We start from the raw sequence: 23074 nt of genomic DNA, 5'->3' as shown, positions 1-23074 counted from the left end.
TCGGCCGAGAGGTCGTTGGGGTTGTCGTAGCTGCCGGCGTTGGTACCTATCTCGTCGCGCAGGTCGTTCCACTGCATGCAGGCCACCTGGCAGGCCTTGCAGCCTATGCAGCTGGAGACGTCGATCAGCTTGGCGACCTCGCCCGAGGCCGGCACCCGCGCGCTGGGCGAAGGCGTGGTGGTGGCCGAGCGAGCTTTGATGTCGAGAGATTGCAGTGACATGGGCGGTCCTCAGGCTGCGATCTTCTCGACCTTCACCAGGAAGGTCTTGAACTCGGGCGTGTTGGTGTTGCCGTCGCCCACGAAGGGCGTCAACGTGTTGGCCAGGAAGCCGGGCTTGGTCACGCCCTTGAAGCCCCAGTGGATCGGAATGCCGACATGGTGCACCGTCTTGCCTTCGATCTGCATCGGCTTCATGCGCTTGGTGACGACCGCCACCGCCTTGATGTAGCCGCGCTTGGACGAGACCTTGATGCGGTCGCCCGCCACCACGCCAATGCTTTGCGCCAGCGCTTCGCCGATCTCGACGATTTGCTCGGGCTGGGTGATGGCATTCAGCAGCGCGTGCTTGGTCCAGTAGTGGAAATGCTCGGTCAGGCGGTAGGTGGTGCCCACGTGCGGGAAGTCTGCGGCCTTGCCGAAGGTCTCCCACACCGACTTGAAGACCCGGGCCGCCGGCGAGCTGGTCACCTTCGGATGCTTCGGGTGCATGGGGTTGTAGCCCAGCGGCGTGTCGAAAGGCTCGTAGTGCTCGGGGAACGGGCCTTCGGCCATGCCCTTCTTCGCAAAGAAGCGCGCCACGCCTTCGGGGTTCATGATGAACGGTCCGGCGCCCGTCTCGGGTGCCAGCGTGGCGCCCATGTCCGGCACGTCCGCCCCGCTCCAGGCGCTGCCGTTCCAGCTCACCAGCTTGCGCTTCGGATTGAAGGGCTTGCCCGTCTCGTCGCAGGAGGCGCGGTTGTAGAGCACGCGGCGGTTCGCCGGCCAGGCCCAGGCCCAGTTCAGCGTGTTGCCAATGCCGGTCGGGTCACTGTTGTCGCGCCGGGCCATCTGGTTGCCCGCAGTCGTCCAGCAGCCGGTGAAGATCCAGCAGCCGCTCATGGTGGAGCCGTCGTCCTTCAGCTCGCCAAAACCGGACAGTTGCTCGCCACCCTTGCGCGTGACCTTGGTGGCGTCCTTGGGGTCGACCTGGTCGGCCAGCGCCCGGCCGTTGTACTCCTTGGCCACCTCCTCGGGTGTCGGCTCCTCGGCGTTGGCATACGGCCACCAGAGCTTCTGCATCGGGTCCGGGAAGGTGCCGCCGTCCTTGGCGTAGAGCTCTTTGATGCGCAGGAACAGGCTGGCCATGATGCGCAGATCGGTGCGCGCCTCGCCGGGCGGCTCGGCGGCCTTCCAGTGCCACTGCAGCACACGCGAACTGCTCACCACGGAGCCCTCTTCCTCGGCAAAGCAGGTCGTGGGCAGGCGGAAGACCGTGGTCTGGATCTTGGCGGGGTCCACGTCGTTGTATTCGCCGTGGTTCTTCCAGAACTCGGAGGTTTCGGTGGCCAGCGGGTCCATGATGACCAGGAACTTCAGCTTGGCCAGGCCGTCGCGCACACGGTCCTTGTTCGACAGCGCGGCCAGCGGATTGAAGCCCTGGGCGATGTAGCCGTTGACCTTGCCCTGGTTCATCAGCTCGAAGATCTGCAGCATGTCGTACTGCTTGTCGAGCTTGGGCAGGTAGTCGTAGGCCCAGTTGTTCTCGGCCGTGGCGGCAGGGCCGTACCAGGCCTTCATCAGGCTGACGTGGAACTTCGGGTAGTTCTGCCAGTAGCTCATCTGGCCGGCACGCAGTGGTTTCTGCGTGCGGCTGTCGACGTACTTCTGGTAGTCCTGCTCGGCCTGCATCGGCAGTGTGAGGTAGCCCGGCAGGCTGGCGGAAAGCAGGCCAAGGTCGGTCAGGCCCTGGATGTTGGAGTGGCCGCGCAGCGCGTTCATGCCGCCGCCCGCCACGCCGATGTTGCCCAGCAGCAGCTGCACCATCGCGCCGGTGCGCAGGATCTGCGCGCCGATGGAATGCTGCGTCCAGCCCAGCGCATACATGATGGTGGCCGCGCGCCCTGCCACCGCCGTCGACGCCAGCTTCTCGCACACGTGCAGGAACTTCGCCTTGGGCGTGCCGCAGATGCTTTCCACCTTCTCCGGCGTGTAGCGGCTGTAGTGCGCCTTCATCAGCTGGTACACGCAGCGCGGGTGCTGCAACGTGGCGTCGGCCTCCACGAAACCGTCGGCGCCCAGCTCGTAGTCCCAGCTGGCTTTGTCGTAAGTGCGCTTCTCCTCGTTGTAGCCGGAGTAAAGGCCGTCGGCGAAGCTGAAGTCCTCGCGCACGATGAAGCTGAAGTCGGTGTACGCCTTGACGTACTCGTGGTGGATCTTGTCGTTGCTCAGCAGGTAATTGATGACGCCGCCGAGGAAGGCGATGTCGGAGCCCGAACGGATGGGCGCATAGAAGTCCGCCACCGACGCGGAGCGGTTGAAGCGCGGGTCCACCACCATGAAGTGCGCCTTGTTGTGCGCCTTCGCTTCGGTGACCCACTTGAATCCACAGGGGTGCGCTTCTGCGGCATTGCCGCCCATCACCAGGATGACATCAGCATTCTTGATGTCCACCCAATGATTCGTCATCGCGCCGCGGCCAAACGTCGGGGCAAGACCTGCCACCGTCGGGCCGTGTCAGACACGGGCTTGGTTGTCGAATGCGAGCAGGCCCCAGGCGCGGGCAATCTTGTGGGTAATGTAGCCGGCTTCGTTGCTGGAGGCCGAAGCCGCCAGCATGCCGGTGGTGAGCCAGCGGTTGACAGTCAGGCCGTCTTCCGTCTTCTGCACGAAGTTGGCATCGCGGTCGGCCTTCATCAGCTTGGCGATGCGGTCGTTGGCCTCGTCCCAGCTGATGCGCTTCCATTCGTCGGTGCCGGCCTCGCGCACTTCCGGATGCAGCAGCCGGTTCGGGCTGTTGATGATGTCCAGCAGGCTGGCACCCTTGGGGCAGAGCGTGCCGCGGTTCACAGGATGGTCCGGGTCGCCCTCGACGTGGATCACCGAACGCTTGGCGTTTTTCGCGCCATCGCCCAGTGAATGCATCAGGATGCCGCAACCGACCGAGCAGTAGGTGCAGGTCTGGCGCGTGACCGTGGTCGCGGCGAGCTTGTACTGGCGCACCTCCGCCAGGGCCGTGGCCGGGGAGAACCCCAGCAAGGCCAGGCTGGAGCCTGCCAGGGTGGAGCCAGTCACTCTCATGAACTGGCGGCGGGACACTTGCACTTCAGGCTCCTCGCAAAAGACACGAAGGTGCACCGCTCGAAGCCCTGGAACGCACCTGGGTTCAGCCTGGGAGCGGATCGCCAGAAAATTCTATGCCTCTGGGGGCATCCAGGTTGCGGGTTTTCACGGATGCCCCAGCATTCAAGGCGGGCATGTTCACGCCCATACGGGCGGCCCCGGACAAACGCAAGCGGCCAGGCCCCTGCGGCTCAGGCGTGGTCGGTCAGGTCCAGCACCCAGGTCTCACCCACCAGGTCATGGCCAAAGCTGTGGTGCGCCTCGCTGGCGACGAAACGATACCCGGCCTTGCTGTAGATGCGCTTGGCAACGGTGAGCTTGCTGTTGGTCCAGAGCCGGATGGACCGGTAGCCCACGTCACGCGCGAATTGGCTGCACTCGGCGACCAGCCGCTCGCCCAGCCCCAGCCCGCGGGCAGCAGGTTCCACGATCAGCAATCGCAGCTGGGCCACGCCCTCGATCGGCTGCCCTGCCACCTCGTCGCGTGCCTGCACCAAGCAGACGCTGCCGATGCTGATGCCATCTCGCTCGGCGATCCAGCAGGCTTCGCGGCGGGCATCGAAGCGCTCGATGAACTCGGCCGCAATGCGCGCGACCATGGCCTCGAAACCGATGTCCCACTGGTACTCGCGGGCGTAGAGCGCAGCATGCCGCGAAACCACCCAGCCCATGTCGCCAGGCCGGTGCGGCCGCAGCAAGAAGCTGTTCTTCGCCGGCTTGTCGCCGGGTTCGTCCAGCAGGCCTCGCACGCGCTGGAAGGCCTGCAGCAGTTCGGCCTGTTGTGCATCGCTGAGCCGGTCCAGCAGTTCGCCCACCTGCGCCTGCGAGCACTGCTCCAGCGGCGCCAGCGCCGAGCGGCCGGAGGGGGTGAGCTGCAGCAGGGACTGCCGCCCGTCCGCCTCGCTGCGCTTGGCTTCCACCAGCCCGCGCTCCTTCAGCGAACGCAGCAACCGGCTCAAGTAGCCAACATCCAGGTCCAGCAAGCGGCCCAGCGCCGTGCCGGTGATGCCGGCGCCGCCCTGCAGGTGAGCCAGTTCCCACAGCACGCGGCACTCGGCGAGGCTGAAGTCCGAGCCCAGCAGCCCTTCGTTGAGCACGCCGATGCGGCGCGTATAAAAACGGTTGAAGCCACGCACGGCTTCGATGCGGTCAGGCAACGTCATGGCCGGATGATCCGAATATTGATTGCTTTTGGCAAGCATTAACTTGCCAAATCACCGCGTGGCAATGACCGCGCACCGCGCCTGCCGTGCGCCCATCGCCGACTGTCAGCAGTCCGTCCAACCTACAAGCCCTGTTGGCAACGCCTGACACCCAGGCCGGAGGGCGGGGCGTACCTTCTGGTTCATCCGGTGCCGACCGGTTGCCCCTGTCCTCCCCACCGCGCAGGCCTTGCGCGGAACCCCAAGGAGTTCCTCATGAAGACGAACAAGACGTTTCTATCCGTTGTGACCGCCGCTGCAGTCGCAGGTGCCCTGTCGATGGCCTACGCCCAATCCGAGCCGAACGTCGCGGTCCAACCGGACACGCCGACCGCCGTGGAACCGCACGCCACTCAGGTCGCCACGCCCATGGTCCCGCCGCCTGGTGATTTCACCGGCTCGCAGAGCAGCGGCACCACGACCACCACGGTCGAAGCGCCTCAGCCGCCTGCGGTGACGGTCACGCCACCCGTGACCGATACCGCACCGGCACCGGCACCGGCACCCGCCCCGGTCACGCCGGCACCCGAGACGAGTCCGCCTGTCGACAACACCGCGCCAGCGCCGATGGACAACACGCCGACGACCATGCCCGCGCCGCAAGCCGACCGCAACTAAGCGCATGCCTTCAGCGCCGCCATGCGCTGGGGGTGTGAGGAAGAGCCGCCCGCGAGGCGGCTCTTGCTTTTGTGCGCCGCGCTGCGCCGTTCTCCAGGCACCGCAGGCGCTGCGCGCAAAACCTCTGTGCGATGATCGCCAGCCGCTTTTTCGCGGCCCGGCCGCAGCGCCTTCCGCGCGCCTGATCCCCGCCCCACCCCATGATTGACGAGACCGAGACCGCAGCCAGCCCGCGGCCTGCGCCAGCTTCGCTGGAAGGCCACACGCCGATGATGGCCCAGTATTTCAGGCTCAAGGCCGACCATCCGGACACGCTGCTGTTCTACCGGATGGGGGACTTCTACGAGCTGTTCTACGACGACGCCCGCAAGGCGCACCGGCTGCTGGACATCACGCTGACGACACGCGGCCAGAGCGCAGGGCAGCCAGTCACCATGGCCGGCGTGCCGGTGCATTCGGTCGAAGGTTACCTGGCGCGGCTGCTGAAGCTGGGCGAATCGGTGGCGGTGGCCGAGCAGGTGGGCGACGTGGCCACGGCCAAGGGGCCGGTGGACCGCAAGGTGGTGCGGGTGGTGACGCCCGGGACGGTGACCGACAGCGAGCTGCTGAACGACCGCGCCGACACGCTGCTGCTGGCCGTGACCCGGCAGCGCCAGACCTGGGGCCTGGCCTGGCTGGGCCTGGCCAGCGGGCAGCTGGGCGTGACGGAATGCGTGGAGCGAGAGCTGCCGGGCTGGCTGGCGCGGCTGGCGCCAGCCGAGTTGCTGCTGGACCGCGAGAACGACGCGCATCCTGCGCTGCAGGCTTGCCGCGGCGCGCGCACTGCGCGGCCTTCCTGGCAGTTCGACAGCGCCCTGGGCCTGCGCAAGCTGTGCGAGCAGTTGAACGTCGGCTCACTGGCCGGCTTCAATGCGCAGGCGCTGGGCACCGCGCACGCCGCCGCAGCCGCGCTGCTGAGCTACGCCGAACACACGCAGGGCCGCGCGCTGGCGCACGTGCAGACGCTGACGGTGGAGCGCTGCAGCGAGCTGCTGGAGCTGCCACCGGCCACGCACCGAAACCTGGAGCTGACCGAGACGCTGCGCGGCGAAGCGGCGCCCACGCTGCTGTCGCTGATCGACACCTGCCGCACCGGCATGGGCAGCCGCGCGCTGCGGCAGTGGATGACGTACCCGCTGCGCGACCGCGCGCTGGCGAGCGGCCGGCATGCGGCCATCGAGCAGATGCTGGCGGATGGCATCGACCGGCTGCGCGACGCGCTGCGCGGCATCAGCGACGTGGAGCGCATCACCTCGCGTGTCGCGCTGCGCCAGGTGCGGCCGCGCGAGCTCTCGGGGCTGCGGCAAACGCTGGCGCAACTGCCGGCGCTGCGCGAGCTGGCGCCGCGCGGCACCGCGCTGCTGGACGCGCTGCATGCGGACCTGTCGCCCGACCCGGCCGTGGGCCAGCTGCTGGCGCGGGCGGTGGCCGAGGAGCCGGCGGTGCTGCTGCGCGACGGCGGCGTGATCGCGACCGGCTTCGACGCCGAGCTGGACGAGCTGCGCGCCATCGGCCAGAACTGCGATGCCTTCCTGCTGGAGCTGGAAACCCGCGAGCGTGCCCGCACCGGCATCACCAACCTGCGGGTGCAGTTCAACCGCGTGCATGGCTTCTACATCGAGGTCACCAGCTCGGGGCTGGACCGGGTGCCACTGGACTACCAGCGCCGGCAGACGCTGAAGAATGCCGAGCGTTTCATCACGCCCGAGCTGAAGACCTTCGAGGACAAGGCGCTGTCGGCGCAGGACCGGGCACTGGCGCGCGAGAAATGGCTGTTCGAGCAGTTGCTGGACCAGCTGCAGCACTGGCTGCAGCCGCTGGCCGCGCTGGGCCGGGCCCTCGCCAGCCTGGACGCGCTGGCGGCGCTGGCCGAACGCGCGACCACACTGGACTGGTGCCGGCCGGAGTTCGTGTCGCATCCGTGCCTGGACGTTGAAGGCGGGCGGCACCCCGTTGTGCAGGCGCGGCTGGCCGAGACCGGCGCGGGCGACTTCATTGCCAACGACTGCCGGCTGGACGCCCGCACCAAGCTGCAGATCATCACCGGCCCGAACATGGGCGGCAAGAGCACGTACATGCGCCAGGTGGCGCTGATCGTGCTGCTGGCGGCGATGGGCAGCTACGTGCCGGCGCGGCGCTGCCGGCTGGGGCCGATCGACGCGATCCACACCCGCATTGGCGCGGCGGACGACCTGGCCAACGCCCAGTCCACCTTCATGATGGAGATGACCGAGGCGGCAGCCATCGTGCACGGCGCGACCGAGCATTCGCTGGTGCTGATGGACGAGATCGGCCGCGGCACGTCCACCTTCGACGGCCTCGCGCTGGCCTCGGCCATCGCGACGCAACTGCACGACCGCAACAAGTCCTTCACGCTGTTTGCCACCCATTACTTCGAGCTGACCGAGTTCCCGCGCAAGCACGAGCGGGCGCTGAACCTGCACGTGAGCGCGGTCGAAAGTGGCGACGACATCGTCTTCCTGCACGCCATCGAACCCGGGCCGGCGAGCCGCAGCTATGGCGTGCAGGTCGCCCGTTTGGCCGGCATGCCGCCTGCGCTGGTGCGCCAGGCGCGGCACACGCTGGAAGCGCTGGAAACCCAGTCACGCGCGGGCGACCCGCAAGTGGACCTGTTCGCCGCGCCGGCCGCCGCACCGGTGCGCGAGGCCTCTGCCGTGGAACAGGCCATGGCGGCGATCAACCCGGATGCGATGTCGCCCAAGGAAGCGCTGGACGCGCTGTACCGCCTCAAGCAGCTGCACGCCCAAGGCGGCGCCTGAAAAAACGGGCCGGCCAGGCTGCGACAGCAAGAAGCAAGCAAACTTCTGGCGACCGTGGACAATCGCGGTTTCAGCGATTTCCCGGTCCGCGGGCAATTCCATGACTTACTGCGTCGGCATCCGGCTCAACGCCGGCCTCGTGTTCCTCTCGGATTCCCGCACCAACGCGGGCCTGGACGCGATCAGCACCTTCCGCAAGATGATCGTGTACGAGCAGCCCGGCGAACGCTTCATGGTGCTGATGTCGGCCGGCAACCTGAGCATCTCGCAGTCGGTGCGGGAGATCCTGCAGGTCGAGAAGCTGGCCAATGGCGACGAAGAGCCGATCACCATCTGGAACGCCAAGAGCATGTTCGAGGCCACGCGCGTGCTGGGCAGCGCGGTGCGCAGGGTCTACGACCAGGACGGCCCTTCGCTGAAAGCCGCGGGCATCGACTTCAACTGCAGCATGATCTTCGGCGGCCAGATCGGCAACGAGGCGATGCGGCTGTTCCTGGTGTACTCGGCCGGCAACTTCATCGAGGCCACACGCGAGACCTGCTTCTTCCAGATCGGCGAGAGCAAGTACGGCAAACCCATCCTGGACCGGGTGCTGACGCCCGGCACGCCACTGGACGAAGCGGCCAAGTGCGCGCTGGTGTCGATGGATTCGACGCTGAAATCCAATCTTTCGGTCGGCCTGCCGCTGGACCTGATGGTCTACGAGAGAGACAGCCTGCAGAGCAACCGCATCGCGGTGATCGACGACCACAACCCGTATTTCCGTATGATCCACAACACCTGGGGCCAGCGGCTGCGCGAGGTGTTCGAGGGCATTGACGACCCGCACTGGGGCGGCGGCGACGCCGTGCATCCACTGCTGACGCCCAGCCATCGCTACGAGCCGATGCGCAAGATCCAGGGGCCGGACGAGAAGATCGTCTAACAGATGCCTGACACCATCGTCTTCGCGCACGCCAACGGGTTTGGCGCCGGCACCTACCGGGTACTGTTCGAACGCTGGCGCGCGGCGGGTTTCGAGGTCAAGGCCCCCGAGCGCCTGGGCCACGACCCGAAATACCCGGTGGCGAGCAACTGGCGCGCGCTGCGCGACGAGTTGCTGGCCTTCATCGACCGCGAGACCGAAGCCAAGGTCTTCCTGGTCGGCCATTCGCTGGGCGGGCTGCTGAGCCTGATGGCCGCCAGCCGCCGGCCGGACCTGGCACGCGGGCTGGTGATGCTGGATTCGCCGGTGATCACCGGCTGGCGTGCCCACAGCCTGCAAATGGTCAAGCTGGGCGGGCTGCTGCCCAGCATTTCGCCCGGCAAGGTCTCGGTCAAGCGGCGCCATGAATGGCCCAGCCGCGAGGCCGTGCATGCGCATTTCGCCAGCAAACCGGTCTTCGCCCGCTGGGATCCGCGAGTGCTGGCCGACTATGTCGCCACCGGTTTCGTGGAAGCTGACCCGGCCGAGCCGGTGCGCGAAGCAGCGCGCATCGTGCTGAACTTCCGGCGCGAGGTCGAAACCCACATCTACAACACGCTGCCGCATCACCTGGGGCTGGTGCTGCACAAGCACCCGCTGCAATGCCCGGTGGGCTTCATTGCCGGCACGCAGTCGACCGAAATGCGCCAGGGTGGCACCGAGGGCGCGCGGGCACTGGCCAAGCAGCGCTTCACCTGGTTCGAGGGCACACACCTTTACCCAATGGAGCGGCCGGACGACACGGCCGACGAAGTCGTGAAGCTGTTGCGCAGCATGCCCTGAAGCGTTGGCCCGGGCCGGCTGGAACGGCCCGGTATAATGCCTTTTTACCACCACAGCGTTCGTGCATCCCCGTGATGCGGCCTGTCTTCGGGCCCGCGGGCGAGACCGCGTGCGCTGCAAGAAATGACCAAGTTCGTCTTCGTCACCGGCGGTGTGGTGTCTTCCCTGGGCAAGGGCATCGCATCAGCCTCACTCGCAGCGATTCTTGAATCGCGCGGTCTCAAAGTCACCCTCATCAAGCTGGACCCCTACCTGAATGTGGATCCGGGCACGATGTCGCCGTTCCAGCACGGCGAGGTGTTCGTCACCGACGATGGCGCGGAGACCGACCTGGACCTCGGGCACTACGAGCGCTTCATCACGACGCGCATGAAGCGCAGCAACAACTTCACCAGCGGCCAGATCTACAAGACGGTGCTGGAGAAGGAACGTCGCGGCGACTACCTCGGCAAGACGGTGCAGGTCATTCCGCACGTCACCAACGAGATCCAGGAATACGTCAAGCGCGGCGCCGGCTTCGGCACGCCCGAGGCGGTGGACGTGGCCATCGTCGAGATCGGCGGCACGGTGGGGGACATCGAGTCGCTGCCCTTCCTCGAAGCGGTGCGTCAGCTGAGCCTGAAGATGGGCCCGACCAACACCGCCTTTGTGCACCTCACCTATGTGCCTTACATCAAGGCCGCAGGCGAGCTGAAGACCAAGCCGACCCAGCACACAGTACAGAAGCTGCGCGAGATCGGCATCCAGCCCGATGCGCTGCTGTGCCGTGCCGACCGCGAGGTGCCGGCAGAGGAACGCGAGAAGATCTCGCTGTTCACCAACGTCGCCTCGCACGGCGTGATCTCGATGTGGGACGTGGACACCATCTACAAGGTGCCCCGCATGCTGCACGAGCAAGGCCTGGACGAGTTGATCTGCATGAAGTTGCAGCTGCTGACCCGCCCGGCTGACCTGCGCACCTGGGACAACCTGGTGCACGAGGTGGCGCATCCGAAGGGCGAGGTCACGATCGCGATGTGCGGCAAGTACACCGAGCTGTCGGACTCGTACAAGTCGCTCAACGAAGCACTGCGCCATGCGGGCCTGCACAACCATGTGCGGGTGAAGATCGAATACGTCGATTCGGAAGAGCTGAACGACGCCAACGCTGCGGTGCAACTCAGCGGCTTCGATGCGGTGCTGGTGCCTGGTGGCTTCGGCAAGCGCGGCGTGGAAGGCAAGATTGCCGCCGCCCGCTTCGCACGCGAACGCAAGCTGCCGTACCTGGGCATCTGCCTGGGCATGCAGGTCGCCACCATCGAATACGCCCGCCACATGGTCGGCCTGACCGGTGCCAACTCGACCGAGTTCGAGCCCGACACGCCGCACCCGGTGATCGCGCTGATCGACGAATGGCAGGACGCCGACGGCTCGATCCAGAAACGCGATGCCAATTCCGACCTGGGTGGCACGATGCGCCTGGGCGCGCAGAGCTCGGATGTGAAGCCCGGCACGCTGGCGCACGACATCTACGGCCCGGTGGTCACCGAGCGCCATCGCCACCGCTACGAGGCCAACGAACACTACCTGGACCGCCTGCAAGAGGCTGGCCTGGTGATCTCGGCCATCACCCAGCGCGAGAAGCTGACCGAGATGGTCGAGCTGCCGCGCGCGGTGCATCCTTGGTTCGTCGGCGTGCAGTTCCACCCAGAATTCAAGTCCACGCCGTGGGACGGCCATCCGCTGTTCAAGGACTACATCAAGGCGGCGATCAGCCACCAGCAGCAAGCCGCCGCGGCTGCCGCAGCGCCCGCCGCCACTGCCGAAAAGGGCACCGCATGAAACTCGCCGGATTCGAGGTCGGCCTCGACAAGCCGTTTTTCCTGATCGCTGGCACCTGTTCAATCGAAGGGCTGGAACTGACGCTGGAAGTGGCCGGCCAGCTGAAGGAAGCCTGCACCGCGCTGGGCATTCCGCTGATCTACAAAGGCTCGTTCGACAAGGCCAACCGCTCGTCCGGCACCACCAAGCGCGGTGTCGGCATGGAGGCGGGCCTGAAGATCCTCGACGAGGTGCGCCGCCAGACCGGCCTGCCGGTGCTGACGGACGTGCACGACGCCACCCAGGTGGCCGAGGTCGCCAGCGTCGTGGACGTGCTGCAGACACCCGCCTTCCTGTGCCGCCAGACCGACTTCATCCGCGCGGTCGCGCAATCGGGCAAGCCGGTCAACATCAAGAAGGGCCAGTTCCTCGCGCCCTGGGACATGAAGAACGTCATCGACAAGGCCCGCGCCGCAGCGCGTGAGGTGGGCCTTTCCGAAGATCGCTTCCTGGCTTGCGAACGCGGCGTCAGCTTCGGCTACAACAATCTGGTGGCCGACATGACCAGCCTGGCCGAGATGCGCAATTCCGGCGCGCCGGTGGTGTTCGACGTGACCCACTCCGTGCAGAAGCCCGGCGGCCTCGGCGGCGCCAGCGGCGGTGCCCGCGAGATGGTGCCGGTGCTGGCGCGGGCCGGCGTCGGCGTCGGCGTCGCAGGCCTGTTCATGGAAACACACCCGAACCCTGCCGAGGCTTTCAGCGACGGCCCCAACGCCGTGCCGCTGAGGCACATGAAGACGCTGCTGGCGCAACTGGTCGCACTGGACAAAGTGATCAAGGCCCAGCCGTTGCTGGAGAACGACTTCAGCTGCTGAAGTCTCGCCCGCGGCGCAACAAGCTGATGCACGCGGGTAACCCGTTTCTGGCACCCTGCGCGCCGCAGAAGAATTTTCATTACGGAGAGAGCAATGAGTGCAATCGTTGACATCGTCGGCCGCGAAATCCTCGACAGCCGTGGCAACCCCACGGTCGAGTGCGACGTGCTGCTGGAATCGGGCGTGATGGGCCGCGCGGCCGTGCCTTCGGGCGCTTCGACCGGCTCGCGGGAAGCCATCGAGCTGCGCGACGGCGACAACAGCCGCTACCTGGGCAAGGGCGTGCTGAAGGCCGTCCAGAACATCAACAACGACATCAGCGAAGCCGTGCTGGGCCTGGATGCCTCCGAGCAGGCCTTCCTGGACAAGACGCTGATCGACCTGGACGGCACCGACAACAAGAGCCGCCTGGGCGCCAATGCCATGCTGGCCGTCTCGATGGCCGTGGCACGGGCCGCAGCCGAAGAGTCCGGCCTGCCGCTGTACCGCTACTTCGGTGGCATGGGCGGCGTGCAGTTGCCAGTGCCGATGATGAACGTCATCAACGGCGGCGCCCACGCCAACAACAGCCTGGACTTGCAAGAGTTCATGATCATCCCGGTCGGCGCACCGAGCTTCCGCGAAGCGCTGCGCTACGGCGCCGAGATCTTCCACGCGCTGAAGAAGATCATCGACGCCAAGGGCATGAGCACCACCGTCGGCGACGAAGGCGGCTTTGCGCCCAACCTGCCCAGCCACGAAGCGGCCATCCAGCTGATCCTGGAAGCCATCGACAAGGCCGGCTTCGAGGCCGGTACGCAAATCGCCATCGGCCTGGACTGCGCGGCCAGCGAGTTCTACAAGGACGGCAAGTACCACCTCGAAGGCGAAGGCCTGACGCTGACGGCAGCCGAGTGGACCGACATGATGGCCACCTGGGTCGACAAGTACCCCATCATCTCGATCGAAGACGGCATGGCCGAAGGCGACTGGGACGGCTGGAAGCACCTGACCGACCGCCTGGGCAAGAAGGTCCAGATCGTGGGCGACGACCTGTTCGTCACCAACACCAAGATCCTGAAGGAAGGCATCGAGAAAGGCATTGCCAACTCGATCCTGATCAAGATCAACCAGATCGGCACGCTGACCGAGACCTTCGCCGCCATCGAGATGGCCAAGCGCGCCGGCTACACCGCGGTGATCAGCCACCGCTCGGGCGAGACCGAAGACAACACGATCTCCGACATCGCCGTGGGCCTGAACGCCGGCCAGATCAAGACGGGTTCGCTGAGCCGCAGCGACCGCATGTCCAAGTACAACCAGCTGCTGCGCATCGAGGAAGACCTGGGCGACGTGGCCGTGTACCCGGGCCGCGCCGCGTTCTACAACCTGCGCTGAGCGCAGGCCAGGCCTGAGCGCCTGGAACCGCTCACCATCGCCGGGCCCTTGCCCGGCGTTGTCGTTTTGAGGCGCCAACAGGGGCTTGCGGCACAATCACAGCATGCGCGTGCTGCCCTTTGTCCTCGCCGCCTTGCTGGCGCTGGTGCAGGCCGAACTCTGGTTCGGCCGCGGTGGCGTGCCGCATGTGATGCGCCTGCGCAGCGAGCTGGCCACGCAGCTGGCTGCCAACGACAAGGCGCGGGCGCAGAACGAACGCCTCTCCGCCGAGGTCGCCGACCTGAAAAACGGGCTGGAAATGGTCGAGGAAAAAGCCAGGCTGGAACTGGGGATGGTGAAGCCGGATGAGCTGCTGGTGGTGATCTCCAGCAGCGCCGGCAATGTGGCGCCCAAGCCCACTGCACCACCCGCGCCGCTCGCGCCAGCCACGGCCGCCCCCTCGCAGCCCTGACGCCGATGCAGAACTGGATGTCCGCTGCCATGCAGGCAGCCGTTGCCCTGTGGGCCACCCTGCTCGCGCCCGCCTTCACGCTGTGGGGCAGCCCTTTCACCTGGCTCGAACTGCTTGCCTGCGTGCTGGCCGTCTGGATGGTGGCCTGCAACATGCGCGTGAACCCGCTGGGCTGGCCGCTGGCCATCGCCAGCTCACTGCTCTACGCAGGGCTGTTTGCCGAGTACAAGCTGTATGGCGAAGCCAGCCTGCAGATCTTCTTTGTGCTGGTCGCTGGCTGGGGCTGGTGGCAATGGCTGCGCGGTCGTGGCGAGGACGGCGGCGCGCTGCGCGTGCATCGCCTGACCGGCCGGCAACGCGCCCTGGCCTTGCTGGCCACGCTGCTGGGCTGGCCGCTGCTGGGCTTGTTGCTGCACCGCTTCACCGACAGCGACGTGCCGTTCTGGGACGCACTGCCCACCGTCGCCAGCATCACCGGCCAGTCCCTGCTGGGCCGCAAGCTGATCGAGAACTGGCCGGTGTGGATCGCGGTGAACCTGGTCAGCATGGGCTTGTTCGCGCTCAAGTCGCTCTGGCTGACGGTGCTGCTGTACGCGGTGTTCACCGTGATGGCCGCCGCGGGCTGGCGGGCCTGGCGCAAGCTGGAGGGCCGGGTCAGTGCCTGAGCAGCAGCAAACGGGACTGGTGATCGCGCTGGTCGGCGCCGAGAGCACCGGCAAGAGCACGCTGGCGGCGGCGCTCGCGCCCCGCGTGGCCGAACTGACCGGCTGGCCCTGCACCTGGGTGCCCGAACACCTGCGCGAGTGGTGCGATGCGCAGGGGCGCACACCACGCGAGGATGAGCAGGAAGCCATCGCCCTCGAACAAGCCAGGCGCATCGAACTGGCCGCTGCCACGCACGCGGTGGTGCTGGCCGACACCACGCCGCTGATGACCGCCGTCTACCACCGCCAGGTCTTCGGCAGCGAGATGCTGGATGCGATGGCGCTGGCCTGGCAGCGCCGCTGCGCGCTGACACTGCTGACCGCGCTGGACCTGCCCTGGGAGCCCGACGGCTTGCAGCGTGACGGACCGCAGGTGCGCGAGCCAGTGGACAACCGGCTGCGCGAGTTGCTGGTCGGTGCGGGGCTGGCGTTTGCCGTGGTCAGTGGCAGCGGTGAGCGCCGCGTTGAAACGGCGCTGGACGCGATGGGGCCGGTGCTGCGCCTGCGTCGCGCGCCACGGGCCGGGCTGCTGACGCGGCTGCAGGACCGGGATGCGGCACAACCCGCATGGCTGTGGGCCTGCGACAGCTGCGACCAACCCGAATGCGAGCACGCCGCCTTCAAGCAGCGCGCCCGCAAGGCCGGCTCACTGCAACGAGGCTGAGGCCGGCGGCTGGTCGCGGCCGGGGGTGAACATCTCGCCCACGTCGACCGCGTCGAAGTGGTACTGCTGGCCGCAGAAGTCGCAGGCGATCTCGATGTCGCCACGCTCTTCCAGGATGCTTTCGGACTCTTCGCGGCCAAGCCCGGTGAGCATGTTGCGCACCCGCTCGCGCGAGCAACTGCAGCCGAAGCTGGGCGTGAGCGGTTCGAAGCGGCGCACGGTTTCTTCCCAGAACAGCCGGCGCAGGATCGTGTCCGCGTCCAGCGTCAGCAGCTCTTCGCGGGTCAGCGTCGCGGCCAGGTGGGCAATGCGGTTGAAGGCCTCGGACTGGCCGATCTGGTCTTCGTCACCCGAGCCCCAGGGCGTGGTGCCCCGCCGCTCGCCTTCCAGATTGCCTTCGCCCTTGGTCGGCAGGCGCTGGATGAGCAACCCGGCCGCGACTTCGCCGTTGGCCGCCAGCACCAACCGGGTGTCGAGCTGCTCGGACTGCAGCATGTAGTGCTCCAGCACTTCCGAGACGTTTTGCAGCGGCAGGCCCTGGTCGTCATGCAAGGGCACGACGCCTTGGTACGGTTGCTGGCCCGGCAGCCGGTCGGCAGGGTCCAGCGTGATCGCGCAGCGGCCTTTGCCGTGCAGGTTCAGCATGGCCTCGACACGCGCGTCTTCCGCCACGTCGCCAATGACCTTGGCCGTGGTGCGAAAGCTCAGGTCCGGGCGAGCTTCGGCGACCGCCAGTTTGACCGGACCGTCACCCATGACCTGCAGGATCAACGAGCCGTTGAACTTGATGTTGGCCTGCATCAAGGTGGCAGCCGCGGCCATCTCGCCAAGCAACTCGCGCACCGGCGGCGGGTAGTCGCCTGCAGCCTCGCGGCGCCGCAGCACCTCTTGCCAGCTGTCGGTCAGCCGAACCAGCATGCCGCGCACAGGCAGGCCTTCAAACAGAAATTTGTGGAGTTCGCTCATGAGATGGGTCCGCAGCCACGCAAACGGTGACCGCGTGTGCGGCCTGCCACGCTGCGCCTGGAAGACCACTGATTTTACGGAGCCTGGCGCCGGCCGGCGCAGCCAAGGTCTTGCGCGTGCCCACGGCAACCCTCAGCTCCGGAACGAAGCCAGCTCTTCTTCGGTGAAACCAGCCGCGCGCCGGGCTTCGAAGTTGAACGGGCCTTTCATGCGTGGCGCGCCGTATTGGGCGGCCAGCAATGGGTAGGTCACCACCGGTTCCAGGCCCCGCTGCGCGCAAAGCCAGCGGTACCAGTGGTTGCCGGTGGCGACATGGCCGATCTCGTCGCGCAGGATGACGTCGATGATGGCCCCGGCCCTCAGGTCGCCTGCGCCAATGAGCTTGGCCTTGACGGCGGGCGAAGCGTCCAGCCCACGCGCTTCCAGTGTGCGCGGCACCAGGGCCACACGGGCCAGCAGGTCCCCCTTGGTCTTTTCTGCCATTTCCCACAAGGCATTGTGGGCGGCGAAGTCGCCATACTGGAAACCCAGCGTCAGCAAATGGTCACGCAGCAGCTGGAAATGCAGCGCTTCTTCGCGGGCGACCACCAGCCACTGCCGGTAGAAATCCGCAGGCATGCCGGCAAAGCGCCAGACGATGTCCAGCGCCAGGTTGATGGCGTTGAACTCGATGTGGGCCAGCGCATGCAAAAGTCCCGCCCTGCCCTCCAGCGTGCCGACCGAACGCTGTTTCAGCGCGGTGTGCGACAGCAATTCGGGTTTGACCGGCCGTCCAGGAATGACGCAGGCGGGTTCGCTGAACACTTCATCAGCATCCAACATTGCCTGCGGGTCAAGCGCACGCGTGCCTTCGGCCTTGGCGTCAGGCGACGGGGTGAGCAGCAGCACCAAGGCCTGCCGACGAAGGTTCTCCATGCAGCATGCTAACCAGCTTGCGCTGCTGCGCCGGCAGGCGCTTCAGTCCAGCTTGACGGAGATGCCGGTGACGAACAGCGTGTCGCCCTTTTTCAGGCCGACGCCAGGATCGCTGTCGTAACGGTAGTTCAGCCCGGCGGTGAGGCTGAGCCTGGCGGTCATCGCAACGGCCAGGCCGGCGTCCAGCGTCGCGCGCGAGCCGCCGCCGGAATTGAGCGCCGGGTAGTACGAGACCTTCTGCCGGAAGCTGGTGGTTTCGGTGAACTTGTGACTGGACTCTTCACCCAGCACCAACTCGGCACGGCCATAGCGCACGCGCAGTTCGTCGTTGACGACAACCGGATCGAAATAGCGGTCCTGCGAATAACCAATGCCCAGTGTCGCGTCCCAGGTCAGGTCATCGCGTTTGATCAGATGCCGGCCGACACCGCCGTGAAGGGATCCACGGGCCTGGATGTTGGCAAATTCGTCGCGCAGGAAATCGGCACTGCCAAAGCCAAACCAGTCTGGCGTGAAATCCTGGTTATACGCCCCGCTCAAGGACACGTTCTCTGCGGTGGTCTGCCCCTCGGAACGCGACCACAAGGCCTTGCCGCCCAAAGTCAGTTTGCTGTCCTCGCTGGCCTGCACGGCCTCGCCATTCAAATTGACGCTGGCCGCGCTGGTATTGCCAGACGAATAACTGGCACCCGCCCCCAGCGCATAGCGCATCTGGCCATCGGGTTTGACCGTGGCCTGAGCTTGTACGATATCGGGCTGCATCAACACGGACAGCCCGAGTGCAGCGATCGAAAATCTCAGACGAACAGGTTGGCATCGCAACATCGGCGCTCCTTGAAGTCGGAAGAGAAGAGTTACCAGACGAACAGTGACACTTGCGAAGAGGCAACGCCTTGCCGACCCGCACTGCTGCAGTGCGGCAATCGGCGTACCGGCGAGCGGTGCTGGGCCATCCGCTCCCGCTGCGGATGCTGCTTTGCGCAGGTAACAAGGCACCGCCTCGGTGCGTGATTACCCCGTGCCCCCGTGGCGTAAATATTGCGTGAGCCGGCCGTACACTGAAGGAACTAATTTTTCCTTAGTTTCGCCCACTGTTTTTGAGGACATCCATGGCTCAACAAGATACCCGTCGTTTCCTGAAGGCTGCGACCGCGTTGGTGGCTGGCTTGGTGCTGGCAGCCTGCGGCAAGCAGGAAGTGCCGCCCGCACCGGCAGAAACGGCGTCCGCCCCGGCTTCGGCACCCGCCCCCGCGCCGGCCAAGGTCTACACGGTTGGCACCGACGCCGCTTATGCGCCGTTCGAGTTCCAGAACGAGAAGGGTGAGATCGTCGGCCTGTCGGTCGATCTGCTGACCGCCGTGGCGGAAAAAGGCGGCTTCCAGGTCAAGTTTGTCAACACCCCGTGGGAAGGCATCTTCAACGCACTGGGCCAGGGTGACCGTGACCTGCTGATCTCGTCGATCACGATCACCGACGAGCGCAAGCAGACCATGGATTTCTCAGACCCGTATTTCGATGCATTCCAGCTGATCGCGGTCAAAGAATCTTCGAAGATCTCGAAGTTCGACGACCTGAAGAAGCTCAAGGTTGGCGTGCAGACCGGCACCACCGGTGACGAAGTCGTCACCAAGCTGCAAGGCAAGACTGCCACCACCATCAAGCGCTTCGAATCAACCCCGCTGGCGCTGAAGGAACTGGAAGCCGGCGGCGTGGATGCCGTGGTGGCTGACAACGGCGTGGTGATCCACTACGTGGCCAACAACCCGGGCTCGAAGTTCAAGACCGTGTCGGACAAGGCCTTTGCCCCCGAGCAATACGGCATTGCAGTGAAGAAGGGCAACACGGAACTGCTGGGCTTGATCAACAAGGGCCTCGCAGCGGTGAAGGCTGACGGCACCTACGCCGCCATCTACAAGAAGACCTTCGGCACCGAGCCGCCGGCCGCCGCCCCGGCAGCATCCGCCGCCTCCAACTGACGCGGAGCGCACAGCGTGGACTTGCGTTGGGAGATCCTGTCGGGCTACTGGCCGCTCTTCATGAGCGGCCTGGCGACCACCATCGAGCTGACTTTGGTGGCCATCGTGGTCGGCCTCTTGCTCGGCGTGGTGCTGGGCCTGATCAGCAGTTCACGCAGTGCGCCGCCACCGCAATCGGCGCTTGCGCGGTGGGTGCTGGTGATTGTGCGCGGCATCACGACCGCCTACGTCACCTTCTTCCGCGGCACGCCGCTGTTCGTGCAGATCCTGCTGGTCCACTTCGCAGTGATGCCTGCGTTGATCCATCCGGACAACGGGTTGCTGCTGTCGGGCGACATGGCGAGGACCTTCCGCCAGGAACACGGCGCGTTTTTCTCGGGCTGCGTGGCGCTCTCGCTCAATGCGGGCGCCTACATCTCCGAGATCTTCCGGGCCGGCATCCAGAGCATTCACCTGGGCCAGACCCAGGCCGCCTGGAGCGTGGGGCTGTCGCACTCGCAGGCCATGCGCTTTGTGATCCTCCCGCAGGCCTTCCGCCGCATGGTGCCGGCGCTGGTCAACGAAGGCGTGACCTTGATCAAGGATTCGTCCCTGGTCTCGGCCATCGGCCTGGCCGAACTGGCACTGGCAGCTCGCACGGTGGCGGGGGCATATTCCCGCTACTGGGAACCGTACCTCGCAATCTCTGCGATGTACCTGATCCTCACCCTGCTGCTCTCAACACTGGCCAAGCGGCTGGAAGCGCCCGCACACTTGCGCGGGCGATGATTGCAAGTATTCTGAAAATGCAAAGGCGGCGTTAAGCCGCCTTTTCTTTTGCCCTGTCAAAGCCCGAAGAAATAGCGCTTCAACCCCGCCAGAATCATTTCCACTGCCACCGCCGTCAACACCAGGCCCATCAGCTTTTCAACCGCCGAAACCACCGGCGTGCCAAGGATTTTGCGGATGCGGTCGGCTGCCAGCATCACCGCGCCGCTGACCAGCATCGCCAGCGTCAGCGCCCCTACCCAGTGCCACATGCGCTCAGGCTGGCGCGAGGCGAGGAGCAGCACCGTGGCCATCGCGGAGGGGCCTGCCAGCAACGGCACTGCCAACGGGAAGATCATGGGTTCTCGCTGCCCATCCGCAGCGTAAATCTCACCGCCAGAGGCGAAGATCATCCGGATCGCGATGATCAGCAGGATCACGCCGCCAGCGACCTCCAGCGAACGCTCCGACAGGTGCATCAGCCGCAGAAAGCCTTCGCCCGTGAACATGAAGACCAGCAATACCGAAAAGGCGATCGAGACCTCGCGAATCGCCACCACGGTGCGGCGCTCGGGCGACACGCCACGCAACACGGAAATGAAGATTGGCAGGCTGCCAAAAGGGTCCAGCACCAGCAGGAGAAGGACAAAAGCAGAGATGAAGGTGTGGTCCATTGGTAGATTGTCGCGGCTCGCCGGATGTCAGCGCAGTCCTACGGGAGTTGCATCGCAACAACAGATTGAACCCTGTTTGAGCGCGGCGCCAGGGTAAACCTTCGGGCCGCACTTGATCCAGCGATAAACTGCTTTTCACAGTGTTGTCATTCAGCACTTCAGAGTTTCGCTGCTCTGCTAGCGCAGACGTGAGGCTCCTTTGTTTACATTGACCAAGGGTCCTTCTCATGAAGAAATCTCTCGTTCTGACCGCGATCGCGGCCACCCTGGCGGCTCCCGCTGCGTTCGCACAAAGCTCGGTGACCATCTACGGTCGCCTGAACGTGTCTGCTGAAGGCCAGAAGGTTGGCGACGGCGACCGCGACAACGTCATTCAAGACAACGCATCGCGCATCGGCTTCAAGGGCGAAGAAGATCTGGGCGGCGGCATGAAGGGCCTGTTCCTGATCGAGAGCGGCTTTGACGTCAGCACCGGCAAGTCGGATCCTGCCGGTTTCTGGAACCGTGAATCGTGGGTTGGCCTGTCGACCCGCTTTGGTACCGTGAAGCTGGGCAACATGTCCGCCAGCGAGGCGTACTACGCCACCGCTGACTGGATCGGCATGCACAACCACGACACCGGTACTTCGTCTGATGCGCTGTTCGGCTACATCGTGACTGGCGCCTTGAAGAATGCCGTCGCTTACTACACCCCCAGCTGGGGCGGTTTTGTGGGTCACCTGCAAGTGGCAGAGGCCCAAGGCGCTTCGAAGTCGAAGCTGGGTGCTGCAGCGCTGAACTATGACCGCGGCCCTCTGCATTTGGGCCTGGGCTATGAGCAGCACGGCGACGACAAGTCGACCGCTGTTCGTGCTGTGTACGAATGGGGTGCCTTCACCTTCGGCGGCTACTGGGACAAGGTGCAGGGCGTGTCTGAGCGTGACGCTTGGCGCCTGGCCGGCATGTACACCCTGGGCAACAGCGAGTTCCACCTGAACTACGGCATGACCAACGACGATGACAACATCGGCGACAAGTCGGGCGCGAGCCAGTGGACCGTTGGCTACAACTACAACCTGAGCAAGCGGACCAAGGTCTACGCGTTCTATACCAAGATCGACAACGACGCCAACGTCGGCTACGGCACGGGCATCGCTGGTGCGAACTTCAATTCGTACGCCGTGGGCATCCGCCACAACTTCTGATGCTTCAGGCCCTCCGGCCTTGCCTCAGAAAAAAAGCCGACCTCAGGGTCGGCTTTTTTCATAGGCGAATGGGTTTCTCCACTGCCCTGCATCAGAAGCCTGGGCCATCATCCTCGCGGATGGTGTTGCGCATGCAATGACTTCAAGCGCTCTCGCGCCACGTGCGTGTAGATGGTCGTGGTCGAGATGTCCGCATGGCCGAGCAGCATCTGCACCACCCGCAGGTCCGCGCCATGGTTCAGCAAATGGGTCGCGAAGGCGTGCCGCAAGGTGTGCGGTGACAGCGGCACGCGGATGTCGGCCTGCGCCGCATGCCGCTTCACCAGCGTCCAGAACATCTGGCGTGTCATCGGCCCGCCGCGCGCGGTGACGAACAAGGCGTCGCTTGCCTGTCCCTGCAGGATCTGAGGCCGGCCATCGGACAGGTAAAGTCGCAGCCAGCGCTCGGCCTCTTCGCCGAAGGGCACCAAACGCTCCTTTTGACCCTTGCCGCTCACACGCAACACGCCATCGCTCAGGCTGACGTGCAAGGACGGCAGGCTCACCAACTCGCTGACCCGCAGCCCGCTGGCGTACATCAGCTCCAGCATGCAACGGTCGCGCAGGCCCAGCGGCGTTGCCACGTCCGGCGCTCGCAACAGCGCTTCGACCTGGACCTCGCTCAGCGTCTTCGGCAAACGCATCGCCTGCCGGGCAGCCAACAGCTTCAGCGTCGGATCCTCCGTCACGTAGCGCTCTCTCAGTGCCCAGCGATAGAAGCGCCGGAACACCGCCAGGCGGCGGTTGGCACTGCTGCTGCGGCTGCCGGCATGGCGGGCCGCCGCATAGGCCTGCAGATGGACCTGGGTGACCCGGGTCAGGTCCGCCTCGCCCCGCTCGGCCAGCCAACTGGCCAGCCCGGCCAAGTCGCGGCGGTACGCGGCCAGGGTGTTGGCGCTGAGACCGTCTTCCAGCCACAGCGCGTCATTGAACAGATCGATCAGGCCCGCATCCGCCGCGGATGGCGGCAGATGCACCACTGGCCCCGCGGGCTGT

The 23074-nt window shown here is 65.8% G+C and carries 20 protein-coding genes and 1 pseudogene; 13 read left to right on the top strand and 8 right to left on the bottom strand.

All coding sequences use genetic code 11. The annotated features are described in order from the left end of the window. The 3 genes and pseudogenes from ACAH41_RS08105 to ACAH41_RS08095 all read right to left on the bottom strand — a co-directional run. Nucleotides 1-221: pseudogene (locus ACAH41_RS08105) on the bottom strand (formate dehydrogenase subunit beta); the annotation flags it as partial. Between the two features lie 9 nt (nucleotides 222-230). Then, nucleotides 231-3278 (bottom strand): formate dehydrogenase-N subunit alpha, encoded by a 3048-nt coding sequence (gene fdnG / locus ACAH41_RS08100; RefSeq protein WP_325649900.1) that lies wholly within the window; start codon nucleotides 3276-3278, stop codon nucleotides 231-233. Between the two features lie 233 nt (nucleotides 3279-3511). Next, nucleotides 3512-4483, bottom strand: a complete 972-nt coding sequence (locus tag ACAH41_RS08095; RefSeq protein ID WP_325649870.1) for a bifunctional helix-turn-helix transcriptional regulator/GNAT family N-acetyltransferase — start codon at nucleotides 4481-4483, stop codon at nucleotides 3512-3514. Between the two features lie 255 nt (nucleotides 4484-4738). Here ACAH41_RS08095 and ACAH41_RS08090 point away from each other — a divergent pair, with 255 nt between their 5' ends. The 10 genes from ACAH41_RS08090 (at nucleotide 4739) to ACAH41_RS08045 (ending at nucleotide 15577) form a co-directional block, all read left to right on the top strand. Then, nucleotides 4739-5140 (top strand): hypothetical protein, encoded by a 402-nt coding sequence (locus tag ACAH41_RS08090; protein WP_325649868.1) that lies wholly within the window; start codon nucleotides 4739-4741, stop codon nucleotides 5138-5140. A gap of 269 nt (nucleotides 5141-5409) precedes the next feature. After that, nucleotides 5410-7959 (top strand): DNA mismatch repair protein MutS, encoded by a 2550-nt coding sequence (mutS, locus tag ACAH41_RS08085; RefSeq protein WP_325649898.1) that lies wholly within the window; start codon nucleotides 5410-5412, stop codon nucleotides 7957-7959. Nucleotides 7960-8059: 100 nt separating this feature from the next. Continuing rightward, a complete protein-coding gene (locus ACAH41_RS08080; protein ID WP_325649866.1) occupies nucleotides 8060-8884 on the top strand; it encodes a proteasome-type protease in 825 nt (274 codons plus the stop codon). A 3-nt stretch (nucleotides 8885-8887) separates the two neighbouring features. Further along, nucleotides 8888-9706, top strand: a complete 819-nt coding sequence (locus tag ACAH41_RS08075) for an alpha/beta hydrolase (protein ID WP_325649864.1) — start codon at nucleotides 8888-8890, stop codon at nucleotides 9704-9706. A gap of 123 nt (nucleotides 9707-9829) precedes the next feature. Further along, on the top strand, nucleotides 9830-11527 hold the full coding sequence (locus tag ACAH41_RS08070; protein ID WP_325649862.1) for a CTP synthase: 1698 nt from the start codon (nucleotides 9830-9832) through the stop codon (nucleotides 11525-11527). Continuing rightward, entirely contained in the window at nucleotides 11524-12381 is an 858-nt protein-coding gene (gene kdsA / locus ACAH41_RS08065; RefSeq protein WP_325649861.1) for a 3-deoxy-8-phosphooctulonate synthase, read from the top strand. Before ACAH41_RS08070 ends, kdsA begins: the two co-directional genes overlap by 4 nt. A 93-nt stretch (nucleotides 12382-12474) precedes the next feature. After that, nucleotides 12475-13758 carry a phosphopyruvate hydratase gene (eno, locus tag ACAH41_RS08060; protein ID WP_325649859.1) on the top strand — a complete coding sequence of 428 codons (1284 nt, stop codon included), beginning with the start codon at nucleotides 12475-12477 and terminating at the stop codon, nucleotides 13756-13758. Nucleotides 13759-13861: 103 nt separating this feature from the next. Beyond that, on the top strand, nucleotides 13862-14209 hold the full coding sequence (gene ftsB / locus ACAH41_RS08055) for a cell division protein FtsB (RefSeq protein ID WP_325649857.1): 348 nt from the start codon (nucleotides 13862-13864) through the stop codon (nucleotides 14207-14209). A gap of 17 nt (nucleotides 14210-14226) precedes the next feature. Further along, nucleotides 14227-14874, top strand: a complete 648-nt coding sequence (gene pnuC / locus ACAH41_RS08050) for a nicotinamide riboside transporter PnuC (protein WP_370538247.1) — start codon at nucleotides 14227-14229, stop codon at nucleotides 14872-14874. Next, the gene (locus ACAH41_RS08045; RefSeq protein ID WP_325649853.1) at nucleotides 14867-15577 is read left to right on the top strand and encodes an ATP-binding protein; all 711 of its coding nucleotides are present in this window, start codon (nucleotides 14867-14869) and stop codon (nucleotides 15575-15577) included. Before pnuC ends, ACAH41_RS08045 begins: the two co-directional genes overlap by 8 nt. On the opposite strand, the gene ACAH41_RS08040 is transcribed toward ACAH41_RS08045, so the two are convergent. The 3 genes from ACAH41_RS08040 to ACAH41_RS08030 form a co-directional block, all read right to left on the bottom strand. Then, entirely contained in the window at nucleotides 15560-16543 is a 984-nt protein-coding gene (locus ACAH41_RS08040; RefSeq protein WP_325649852.1) for an Hsp33 family molecular chaperone HslO, read from the bottom strand. The genes ACAH41_RS08045 and ACAH41_RS08040 overlap by 18 nt on opposite strands. A 132-nt stretch (nucleotides 16544-16675) precedes the next feature. After that, entirely contained in the window at nucleotides 16676-17458 is a 783-nt protein-coding gene (locus ACAH41_RS08035; RefSeq protein WP_325649850.1) for a ferritin-like domain-containing protein, read from the bottom strand. Between the two features lie 42 nt (nucleotides 17459-17500). Beyond that, a complete protein-coding gene (locus tag ACAH41_RS08030) occupies nucleotides 17501-18220 on the bottom strand; it encodes a DUF481 domain-containing protein (RefSeq protein ID WP_325649897.1) in 720 nt (239 codons plus the stop codon). A 347-nt stretch (nucleotides 18221-18567) separates the two neighbouring features. On the opposite strand from ACAH41_RS08030, the gene ACAH41_RS08025 reads away from it, so the two are divergent. Beyond that, nucleotides 18568-19434, top strand: coding sequence for a basic amino acid ABC transporter substrate-binding protein (locus tag ACAH41_RS08025; RefSeq protein ID WP_325649848.1), 867 nt, complete (start codon nucleotides 18568-18570; stop codon nucleotides 19432-19434). Nucleotides 19435-19449: 15 nt separating this feature from the next. Further along, the gene (locus ACAH41_RS08020) at nucleotides 19450-20202 is read left to right on the top strand and encodes an amino acid ABC transporter permease (protein WP_325649846.1); all 753 of its coding nucleotides are present in this window, start codon (nucleotides 19450-19452) and stop codon (nucleotides 20200-20202) included. 56 nt (nucleotides 20203-20258) lie between these two features. Here ACAH41_RS08020 and ACAH41_RS08015 read toward each other — a convergent pair whose 3' ends face one another. Next, on the bottom strand, nucleotides 20259-20855 hold the full coding sequence (locus tag ACAH41_RS08015; protein ID WP_325649845.1) for a MarC family protein: 597 nt from the start codon (nucleotides 20853-20855) through the stop codon (nucleotides 20259-20261). 227 nt (nucleotides 20856-21082) lie between these two features. On the opposite strand from ACAH41_RS08015, the gene ACAH41_RS08010 reads away from it, so the two are divergent. Further along, complete coding sequence (locus ACAH41_RS08010) at nucleotides 21083-22039, top strand: porin (RefSeq protein WP_325649844.1); 957 nt, start codon at nucleotides 21083-21085, stop codon at nucleotides 22037-22039. A 107-nt stretch (nucleotides 22040-22146) separates the two neighbouring features. On the opposite strand, the gene xerD is transcribed toward ACAH41_RS08010, so the two are convergent. Further along, entirely contained in the window at nucleotides 22147-23049 is a 903-nt protein-coding gene (gene xerD / locus ACAH41_RS08005) for a site-specific tyrosine recombinase XerD (protein WP_325649895.1), read from the bottom strand. Nucleotides 23050-23074 lie beyond the last annotated feature (25 nt).

The sequence above is a fragment of the Ideonella sp. genome (assembly GCF_041287625.1).
Lineage (GTDB): Bacteria > Pseudomonadota > Gammaproteobacteria > Burkholderiales > Burkholderiaceae_C > Ideonella.
Note: the sequence above shows the minus strand (reverse complement) of the source record. Positions and strands in the feature narration are given on the sequence as shown.